Origin of the sequence: Endozoicomonas sp., assembly GCF_031844845.1 — a bacterium.
In the GTDB taxonomy this organism is placed as follows: Bacteria; Pseudomonadota; Gammaproteobacteria; order Pseudomonadales; family Endozoicomonadaceae; genus Endozoicomonas.
Genome location: NZ_JAVRMB020000047.1, coordinates 1 through 9,220 on the forward strand (window position 1 = coordinate 1; position 9,220 = coordinate 9,220).

The 9,220-nt window shown below is 49.9% G+C and carries 9 protein-coding genes; 8 read left to right on the top strand and 1 reads right to left on the bottom strand.

The window, feature by feature from the left end; all coding sequences use genetic code 11:
• The 6 genes from RM811_RS02050 to RM811_RS02075 all read left to right on the top strand — a co-directional run.
• The coding region (locus RM811_RS02050; RefSeq protein ID WP_402520278.1) for an ATPase, T2SS/T4P/T4SS family at positions 1-463 on the top strand (463 nt) is incomplete at its 5' end.
• Positions 460-1,431: a type II secretion system F family protein gene (locus RM811_RS02055; protein ID WP_402520280.1), complete on the top strand. Its 972-nt coding sequence runs from the start codon at positions 460-462 to the stop codon at positions 1,429-1,431. The genes RM811_RS02050 and RM811_RS02055, both read left to right, overlap by 4 nt.
• 9 nt (positions 1,432-1,440) lie before the next feature.
• Complete coding sequence (locus tag RM811_RS02060) at positions 1,441-2,403, top strand: type II secretion system F family protein (RefSeq protein ID WP_402520281.1); 963 nt, start codon at positions 1,441-1,443, stop codon at positions 2,401-2,403.
• A gap of 93 nt (positions 2,404-2,496) precedes the next feature.
• Entirely contained in the window at positions 2,497-3,594 is a 1,098-nt protein-coding gene (locus RM811_RS02065; RefSeq protein ID WP_402520283.1) for a tetratricopeptide repeat protein, read from the top strand.
• A gap of 437 nt (positions 3,595-4,031) precedes the next feature.
• Positions 4,032-4,787, top strand: a complete 756-nt coding sequence (locus RM811_RS02070) for a hypothetical protein (protein WP_402520284.1) — start codon at positions 4,032-4,034, stop codon at positions 4,785-4,787.
• Positions 4,788-4,927: 140 nt separating this feature from the next.
• Positions 4,928-5,533, top strand: a complete 606-nt coding sequence (locus tag RM811_RS02075; RefSeq protein ID WP_402520285.1) for a hypothetical protein — start codon at positions 4,928-4,930, stop codon at positions 5,531-5,533.
• Between the two features lie 33 nt (positions 5,534-5,566).
• On the opposite strand, the gene RM811_RS02080 is transcribed toward RM811_RS02075, so the two are convergent.
• Positions 5,567-5,950: a VanZ family protein gene (locus tag RM811_RS02080; protein ID WP_402520287.1), complete on the bottom strand. Its 384-nt coding sequence runs from the start codon at positions 5,948-5,950 to the stop codon at positions 5,567-5,569.
• Positions 5,951-6,116: 166 nt separating this feature from the next.
• Here RM811_RS02080 and RM811_RS02085 point away from each other — a divergent pair, with 166 nt between their 5' ends.
• Together RM811_RS02085 and RM811_RS02090 are read left to right on the top strand one after the other, a co-directional pair.
• Positions 6,117-7,271: a linear amide C-N hydrolase gene (locus RM811_RS02085; RefSeq protein WP_402520289.1), complete on the top strand. Its 1,155-nt coding sequence runs from the start codon at positions 6,117-6,119 to the stop codon at positions 7,269-7,271.
• An 86-nt stretch (positions 7,272-7,357) separates the two neighbouring features.
• Complete coding sequence (locus tag RM811_RS02090) at positions 7,358-8,962, top strand: FAD-binding oxidoreductase (RefSeq protein ID WP_402520291.1); 1,605 nt, start codon at positions 7,358-7,360, stop codon at positions 8,960-8,962.
• Positions 8,963-9,220: the final 258 nt, after the last annotated feature.

Below are 9,220 nucleotides of genomic sequence, written 5' to 3' on the forward strand. Positions count from 1 at the left end.
TCGAGGGGCGGAAGCATTGGATATGCTGACCGCCATGAATACCGGACACGACGGTTCCCTGACAACAATCCATGCCAACACCCCGAGGGATGCCCTGGGCCGACTGGATAATATGGTGCAGATGACCGGTTTATCCTTCACCCAGCATTCTCTGAGAGAGCAGATTGCATCCGCCATTGATCTGGTGATTCAGCTGGAACGTATGGAAGATGGTAAACGACGAATTGTCAGTATCCAGGAAGTGAATGGCATGGAAAAGGATGTCATTACCATGACCGAGATATTCCGCTTCCAGCGTCGCGGCCATGATGAATCCGGTCAGGTCACTGGTGTGTATAAAGCCACCGGTCTGGTTCCGGAACTCTACACCCGACTTAGCCTCTATGGCATCGAGCTTTCCAGAGAAGTGTTTGATACCGAGTGGCAGTACGGCCCGGCCGGAGAATTGGGGGTGACCTCATGAACTCCCAACTGATTTTTGCCCTGCTGGTTTTTACCGCCGTATTTATTCTGATGATTTCCCTCACCGTTCCGCTGGTCGGGGAAAAGAACGAAGTTCGAAGACGACTGAAAATTCGAATGAATCGCCTTGAACTGGCCGATCACACACCGACGCTGCAGCGGGTTCTGCGGGAAAAGTACCTGAGAAACCTGAAACCCTGGGAGCGCCGGCTTGAGGAACTGCCATTGATGGAGAAGCTCGGTCTGGTCATCGAGCAATCCGGCCGGGAGATGCTGGCCTATCGCCTTGTGCTGATGTCCCTTGCCGGAGGATTAATGGCCAGCTTCTTTTTCTGGCTGATCACTGACGCCCCTACCCTGCCCCCTGTCGCCTTTATCGCAGGGCTCTGTCTCCCGTTCATTAAAATCCTGCTGGACCGCAAAAAACGGCTGGACCGAATTGAAGAACAGCTTCCCAATGCCATGGAAACCATGATCAACGCCCTGCGTGCAGGACACCCGTTTATCGAGACCGTCCGCATCGTATCGGAGGAACAGGCCAATCCGCTGGCCCGTGAGTTCGCCCTGACCTTTGCTGATATTAACTATGGCAACGATATGCGACGGGCGTTATTGGGCATGTTACAGCGAGTCCCTTCCATGGCCATGATGATGCTGGTGGTATCGATCCTGGTGCAGCGGGATACCGGTGGCAACATTACCGAAGTGCTTGGTCGGATCAATCAGCAGATGCGGGAACGCTTTCGCTTCCAGCGTCGTGTACGAACCTTGAGCGCCGAAGGACGGATGGGTGCCTGGGTTCTCAGCCTCCTTCCTTTTGGGATGTTTGGCTTACTGTATGTGATCAACCCCGCTTACCTGACACCGCTACTGGAAACGGAAACCGGCAATAGCCTGCTGATGACTGCACTGACCATGATTCTGCTGGGCGTACTCTGGATTCGTCAATTACTGAAAGTCCGAATGTAGGAGTCCGATATGGAAAGTCTGTTAACCGAATTACAGATTGCCCTCGGGGGCATGCAGGCCGGACGACTGGTGCTTCTGGCATTGATCACGCTGTCAGTAACCACCCTGCTGATGGGCATTATGACCTTTGCCAATGGCCTGACGGACCCGGTTCGTCGTCGTCTGGACCAGATGAAAGCGCTGGAAAGCCGGACTCCGCCGGTGGGTGTTGATTTACTCAAGGCCCTGCGTCCGGTTCAGGCCTATATCCTGCCGCGGGATGACTGGGAACGCAGCAGGGTCCAATCCAAACTGGTTCAGGCCGGTTGGCGTGCAGAAAGTGCATTGTGGATTTTCTATGGTCTGAAAATCATATTGGCAGTGGGAACACCCATTGTCGTATTAACCATCTGCACCTTTACCGTTGAAAAGATGTCATTCCAGCTATGGCTTTTTGCCTTCTCGGGCAGCGCCTGGCTGGGCATGATGCTGCCTAACCGGCTTCTGGCCAGTATGATCCAGAGAAGACAACGATTAATCCGCAATGCCATTCCCGATGCCCTGGATCTACTGGTGGTTTCGCTGGAAGCAGGACTCGGCCTGCGCAGCGCCATACAACGATTGTCTGATGATCTCTATATCAGTCATCCGGAGCTGGCCAATGAACTGGAACTGGTCAATGCCGGCATGCGGGCGGGCATTTCTTCCGACAAGGCACTGCAGAGTATGGGTCAGCGTATCCAACTGAAGGAGGTGGATGGCCTGATCACGACACTGACCGATAGCATCCGCTACGGCTCCAGCATCGCCGATACCCTGAGAACCTTTTCGGAAGATTTTCGGGACCGGAGAATTCAGGCCGCAGAAGAACAGGCCGCCAAAATTGGCACCAAAATGATTTTCCCTCTGATTCTGCTGTTGTTACCCGCATTTTTCCTGGTGGCAGTAGGGCCCGCCATTTTGAAACTGATTGAATCTTTTGGCCAGCTATAATTTTGAACCACAAAGACACAAAGAAAAGCGCTTCTTCCTTTGTGTCTTTGTGCCTTTGTGGTTCCAATAAAAATCTACCCGCAGGAGTAACCTATGCGATTGATTGACCATCTTCTTCATCCGGGACGCCGCTATCTTTTGCTGGTGCTGGCTCTGTTATTGAGCGGCTGTCAGGGGCTTCAGAAAAACACACAGTCACAGGCAGCGTCTGCTGATACACCGGTGGCCGGCCTTTACCAGGGCGAGCTGACGGCAGAAATGCTGGGAATTGAAGAAAACCTGACTCTCGAGCAGGCACTATTGAAAGGTGACAGGTCCTGGTCACAAGGAGAGACTGACCGGGCAGCTGCCTACTATGTGCAGGCGATAGAACTTGCAAAACAGAACAATCTGGATGAAAACGCTACAACCACTGAAGATAGTCCGGGAACTGTTAACAAAAGCACCGACGCCCACAGCCAGCATCAGGGTTATGTTGCCAGCCTGAAACTGGCTCGACTTTATCAGCAAAAGGGTCAGAAACAGCTGGCAGAACGGATTTATCAGCAACTGGTAGAGAGTTATCCCCACCCGGTTGCGGCACTTGAAGCTCTGGGCCTTACCCGTTTGAAACAGCGACAGACCCAACAGGCAGGGAAACTGCTCAACAAAGCGGTAACCAGCTGGCGACAGATGACTGACAATAAAGATTATCAGCCAGCTCAGGCACTCAATGGCCTTGGTATTCTTGCCGACCTGTCGGAAGATTTTCAGGCGGCTGAAAGTTTCTATCAGGAGGCATTGACACTCAGCCCCAGTGATCCCGCAATTATCAATAACATGGGTTATTCACTCTATCTCGCCGGTCATTGGAACAGGGCAAAAAGCCATTTTCGTCAGGCACTGAATATTCAGCCTGATTACCCCCAGGCAACACGTAACCTGTCACTGTTGTATATTCGCCAGAATAAACCGGAAGAGGCTATTACCCTGCTCAAATCCACCATGGAGCCATGGGAAGCATTGAATGATGTCGGTTATATCTCACTACTTGCAGGATATCCTGAAGCCGCAGAACAACTATTTGAGCAGGCACTGGATCAATCCCCCAGCCATTACAACCTTGCCTGGAAAAATCTGGAGATGGCCAGACAGGCACTGCTTACACCAGACCCGGTAGAGAACCGGAAGCCGAATGAGATTGAGCTGTAACTACCAAAGAGGGTGTCGCAAAAGGTAGATTAAGCTTTGAACCACAAAGACACAAATGCTCATGACGATTGTTCGTCACCCTCAGGCTATGAAAGAAAAGCACTATTAAAAACTTTGTGCCTTTGTGCCTTTGTGCCTTTGTGGTTCAACACTTTTCTTTCACGGCAAAGACACAAATGCTCATGACGATTGTTCGTCACCCTCGAGGATGAAAGATTTAACCACGGGAGGCACGGAGACACAGAGGAAAAGCTTTTTCTTTTCTCCGTGCCTCTGTGTCTCCGTGGCGATTTTCTTTCACGGCAAACTTAATAGCAGCACGCGATAATGGCTCTTTATTTGAAAACTACCTGATAAAGACGTCGTAATCAGACACTTGACGTTTTTTTACTCTTTGCCTATATCCATTGTCCCAACAATGAAAAGAAGGGTTACTTATGATGTCTCTCATGCGTAAGATTTGTTGTCCATTGCTATTACTTACCGCAATCGCTATTAACGCTCATGCTGATTCCTTACCCAACCATATGAAACATGCCGGGGAGTTAACCGACGAAGCATTTCAAAGTGCCAAACCCAACGTATTACTGTGTGTTGTGCCTACTGAGGCCGAGCCATATGACAGCAGCGATATCATTGGTAAAGTGATCCCCGGAAACGATGGCAATTCCTATGTCTGTGAATATACCCAGTTTGCCAACGGCGTTTTCACCGGCCCCTATATGACCAGTGAGTTCCACTGGCTGGATGCCACCTATGAACAACTGGCCAGCTGGCTCACTTCCTTTGCCCACATCGTAAAAAACGACAGCGGAAGTGCTTACTTTGTTTTTAGATCCTGTGAGCACCATCCGGAGAATTATCCTGCTGTCTGCGTACAATCCACTGCAGCCAAGGGATTCGAGTTTGGTCATGAAGTGGTTTCCGATAACGGGCAGAAATCCTGCGGCGCTTTTGTCGGTGCGGTTTACGCTTCTCCGTATTTCGACGTTGTTCTCGCATCCGGTAACGGATGCTCCGGAAGAACATTGTCGCCTGATTGCCATCATTGCAATGGCGATGGCTGCAGCATCTTCCGGTGCTCTTCTTTCACAAACTGGGATAAGTGCCCTGAAGGCAGCCACGTCTGTGGATACAAAACCTGTGTGGGTCACCTTTGCGAAGAGAAACCTATCTGTGAGTGGGATAAATAGTCCGGTTGTTTTGACCTATTAGTCAAACTCCTCTAGTCAAACCAGGGTCTGATGCTGGCCATCCTATTGGTAATGCAATAGTTAATGATGACCAGTATCCAGCCCCTCTGGTCTCAATCACAAAAAAAGCAGGCTAACTAATGATGAAGTTCACGCATAAGATATGTTTCGCCCTTCTGATACTGACAGCTACCATTTTTCAGTCTCATGCAGCTCAATTCCCCAACTACCTGAAAGACGCCACCGAGCTGACCAGCAAAGCGTTCCAGAATGCCAGCCCCGGTGCTTTACTCTGTGTCGTACCATTGTTGCCAGACTCTGCCAGCTCAGGTGAAATAGTGGGTAAAGTGGTTTCCGACAGTCAACCCGATTCTTTTGCCTGTGAATACACCTACTTCACCGACGGTATTTTCACCAGTCCCCAGACTACCCGGGAATTCCACTGGCTTGATGCCACCTACGGGCAACTGGCCAGCTGGCTGACTTCCTTTGCCACCATTGAGAAGAGTAATAAAGACCCTGCTTATTTTGTGCTGAGATCTGCCGGATACCTTGCAATGGAGACGCCTGCAATCTGCGTTCTGACCTCCCCCGGCAAGAGCTTTGAATTTGGCTATGAAATGATTGATGATAATGGACATAAGTCGTGTTGTCCTTATGTAGGCGCAGTCTACAGCTCCTCCTTCATCAACGTTTCTGAGCCAGAAAATCATAGCTGTACCGATGGTTTTTTTTCTCCGAAATAGCAGCAGAACATCTCTACCTATCTCGGCAGGCAGTCAGGTCAGGGCTGGCAACTGCCTCCATCCTGTGGCAATAACAATCAAAATATAAAGCGCAATGCCGACCCCATTCGCCAGAATATCGCCAATACTGAAACGACGATAGCGGGTCAACTGCTGACACATTTCAATAAGTACACCAAAAGCCATCAATCCAACGGGCTTCCACCAGGCGATATCCGGCGTTGAAAAGGCAAGATCAACCAATAAAAACAACACCATAAAGGTGAGCGCATGCTTTACCTTGTCATTGATAAAACGGGTTGGGTCCATGTTGACCGGTATCAGTGCCATAAACAGGGCAAAGGCCATGGCGGAGAGAAACACAATCTGCCAGGACTCGGAAGGGACAGTCTCCAAAGTCGCTATAATTTCATCCATTGAACACCTCGAATTTTAAGTAATCAACAACGTAATCGGCAAATAATCATTGCTATTAACACCTCGCTACCCCTGAAGCATTGACAGTTATAAGCAATCAGGACGTCGTTTACCGGATAGCCATACTGGCCAACTGCAACCATACTGATTCATCACTCTCTTTTAAATGCCGCAGAAAGCTCACCGAAAAGTATCAAGTACCCGTCATATCGCCCTTATCCAATATACCACTACTGTTCTTCTGCTAGTCATCGATCTGGCCAGACCTGTCTGTGCCTGTACGGGTATCACCATCACCACCGAGTCCAATGCCAATATCCACGCCAGAACCATTGAGTGGGGAGAAAGTAACCTGAACAGCAAGCTGATTCTTGCTCCCCGTGATTACCAGTACACATCTACCCTGCCCGACGGCAAGAACGGGCTCAGCTGGAAAAGTAAATATGGCTTTGCAGGAATCCCGGTCAGTGATGATCGGTTTATCGCAGAAGGGATCAACGAGGCAGGCCTCACCGCCGGGCTGTTTTATTTCAAAGACTATGGCTCACTGGCCAGATTCGATCCGGCGAAGACCAGGAATAATATCACCGATATAGATTTTGTCCGCTGGATGCTCAGCCAGTTCAAAACCGTCTCAGAAGTGAAGTCGGCTATGGCCAGTATTAAAATTATTTCAATGTCTATTGATGCCAAAGGTAACCCATCACCCACTGCTCACTGGCGCGTTACCGACAAAACCGGGGAAAACATTGTGATTGAGATCGTCAACCGGGGCGATATTCATGTCTATAACAATGAAGTGGATGTGCTGACCAATTCACCCGGCTTGCCCTGGCAGGTGACCAACCTTAACAACTATATTCACCTGAATCCCGGCAGTGCAGCCCCTAAAAAAATTGGCAAATACCAGGCTAACTCTTTTGGCGTCGGTACGGCTTTTGCCGGGTTACCAGGGGATATCAGCCCGCCATCACGCTTTATCCGCGCTTCCTTTTATCTGCACACCGCACCGCCCATAAAAACCAGTGAAGATGCTGTCTCCCAGGCTTTTCATATTCTGAATAACTTCGACATACCACTGGGTTCAGAGTTTGGCCCACAGGACAGGAAGCATATACCGAATATGCCCAGTGCGACCCAGTGGACCTCCGTTATCGATCAGCAAAAGGGGGTGCTGTATTTTAAAACCATGTACGACAGTCGTATCAAGCAGTTGGATCTTGACTCGGTCAACTTCAAACAAAAGACAGAAACCAAACTGCCACTGGATAAAGGGCGATTTACTCTGAAAAAGGTAAGCCCTGATGCCTCTAATCATTGAAATAGTATGGCCCAACTTGCTACATTACTAAATCTAAACGATAGTGCTAAAAAACCAAAAGAATAAAAAATTATAGAGGTAGAACCATGCGTCGCTGGAATGGCTGGGGTGATGAGAATTACATTAAAGAAGTATCCGACCATGGGGGTGCATTGATTCGCAGTATTATTGGCGAACCTGCGCCATTAAAAGATGCAACGCTTGAAAGTGTGATAGCGAAGGTCCCTGCATCACGCTTGCCCCAACACCCGCTGATTATTACTGCAGAAGAAGATCGTGTACGACACGCCCGTGGTCAAAGCTTTCCGGATTGGCTGGCAATGCGCAGCGGTGACTTTGAGTGCTTCCCCGATGGCGTCGCATACCCGGAAACCAGTACTCAGGTTCGCGAGATTTTAGACCTTGCGGTTCAGCATGATTTTATTGTTATTCCCTACGGTGGCGGGACATCGGTAGCCGGTCATATTACCCCGCAGAAAAACTCCAAAGCCATTTTGACCGTTGATATGGGTCGAATGAACCAGCTGCTGGATCTCAATAAAGAGAGCCAGATTGCTACTTTTGGAGCAGGCACTCCCGGCCCGCAGGTTGAAGCCCAGCTGCAGGCCCGCGGTTATACCCTGGGCCATTACCCTCAATCCTGGGAATTATCTACTGTTGGTGGCTGGATTGCTTCCCGCTCTTCGGGCCAGCAATCACTCCACTATGGCCGTATTGAACAGATATTTGCCGGTGGTCGTATGGAAACCCTGCAGGGCACTCTGGACATACCAACCATTCCCGCTTCTTCTGCTGGCCCGGACATACGTGAAGTCACCATGGGTACAGAAGGCCGCATGGGTATCTTCACTGAAGTAAAGGTTCGCGTACAACGGGTGGCTGAAGAAGAGAAATTTATGGTGTGTTTCATGCCGGACTGGCAGGCAGGCAAGGCCGTTGCACGGGAAGTGGCACAGCAAAAAATCCCACTGTCCATGTTGCGTGTCAGTAACCCAAAAGAGACTCGTGCCCATGCCCATTTAGGCACTTCGCTCAGGGAATTCAAACTTCTGGATGGTTATCTGCGTTTTCGCGGACTGGATGACAACCGTTGCATGCTGACGTTTGGCGTCACAGGTTCTAAATATCAGAATAAAGTCGCCCTGAAACAGCTTAAAAAGATTTTGAAACAGCACGGCGGCGTTGGTGGTGCCCTCGCCAACATCATGGGCACGATCTGGGCCCATGGTCGTTTCAAATTCCCATACTTGCGTGAAACCACCTGGGCTCAGGGCATAGCGGTTGATACGCTGGAAACCGCAACCGATTGGGGAAATGTGGATAATCTGATGAATCAGATGCAAACCACTCTGGAAAATGCACTACAAGACGAAGGTGAAGAAGTCATGGTATTCACTCACCTCTCCCATATCTATGGTCAGGGGTCGAGTATCTATACCACTTATTTTTTCCGTTGCGCTGACAGTTACCAAGCCACTTTGGAGCGTTGGAAAAAGCTTAAGGCAAAAACCTGTGAAGTGATTGCTCAAGGTCATGCCACCATATCCCATCAGCATGGTGTGGGACGTGACCATGCGCCTTATATGCCTGCAGAAAAAGGTGAACTGGGAATGCGGGTAATTGAAACCCTGATTAACGATTTTGACCCGGAAAAACGCCTGAATCCCGGTGTTTTGCTTCAGGACAGCTAACCACCGTCATTCCCGCGAAGGAGGTTGTCGCAAAACCCTCCGAACACCTCGTTCCCATGCTTTTAGGCCCTGTGGGTCCTGCGTGGGAATGCATACCGTACTCGCCACAAGTGAATAACCAGCCTGAAACCCCCACAGATTCGGGCAAGGAGAGGTTTCTGTACATGCGGACAGATCCGTATGCATTCCCACGCGGAGCATGGGAACGAGGGTTTTGCGACAGCCTCGAAGGCGGGGATCCACTACTCGAGATAGACT

What these genes read in the sequence shown, in the direction of transcription:
- RM811_RS02055 (WP_402520280.1), top strand. Translation starts at nt 460, where the DNA reads ATGAACTCCCAACTGATTTTTGCCCTGCTGGTTTTTACCGCCGTATTT.
- RM811_RS02060 (WP_402520281.1), top strand. Translation starts at nt 1,441, where the DNA reads ATGGAAAGTCTGTTAACCGAATTACAGATTGCCCTCGGGGGCATGCAG.
- RM811_RS02065 (WP_402520283.1), top strand. Translation starts at nt 2,497, where the DNA reads ATGCGATTGATTGACCATCTTCTTCATCCGGGACGCCGCTATCTTTTG.
- RM811_RS02070 (WP_402520284.1), top strand. Translation starts at nt 4,032, where the DNA reads ATGATGTCTCTCATGCGTAAGATTTGTTGTCCATTGCTATTACTTACC.
- RM811_RS02075 (WP_402520285.1), top strand. Translation starts at nt 4,928, where the DNA reads ATGATGAAGTTCACGCATAAGATATGTTTCGCCCTTCTGATACTGACA.
- RM811_RS02080 (WP_402520287.1), bottom strand. Translation starts at nt 5,950, where the DNA reads ATGGATGAAATTATAGCGACTTTGGAGACTGTCCCTTCCGAGTCCTGG.
- RM811_RS02085 (WP_402520289.1), top strand. Translation starts at nt 6,117, where the DNA reads ATGCCGCAGAAAGCTCACCGAAAAGTATCAAGTACCCGTCATATCGCC.
- RM811_RS02090 (WP_402520291.1), top strand. Translation starts at nt 7,358, where the DNA reads ATGCGTCGCTGGAATGGCTGGGGTGATGAGAATTACATTAAAGAAGTA.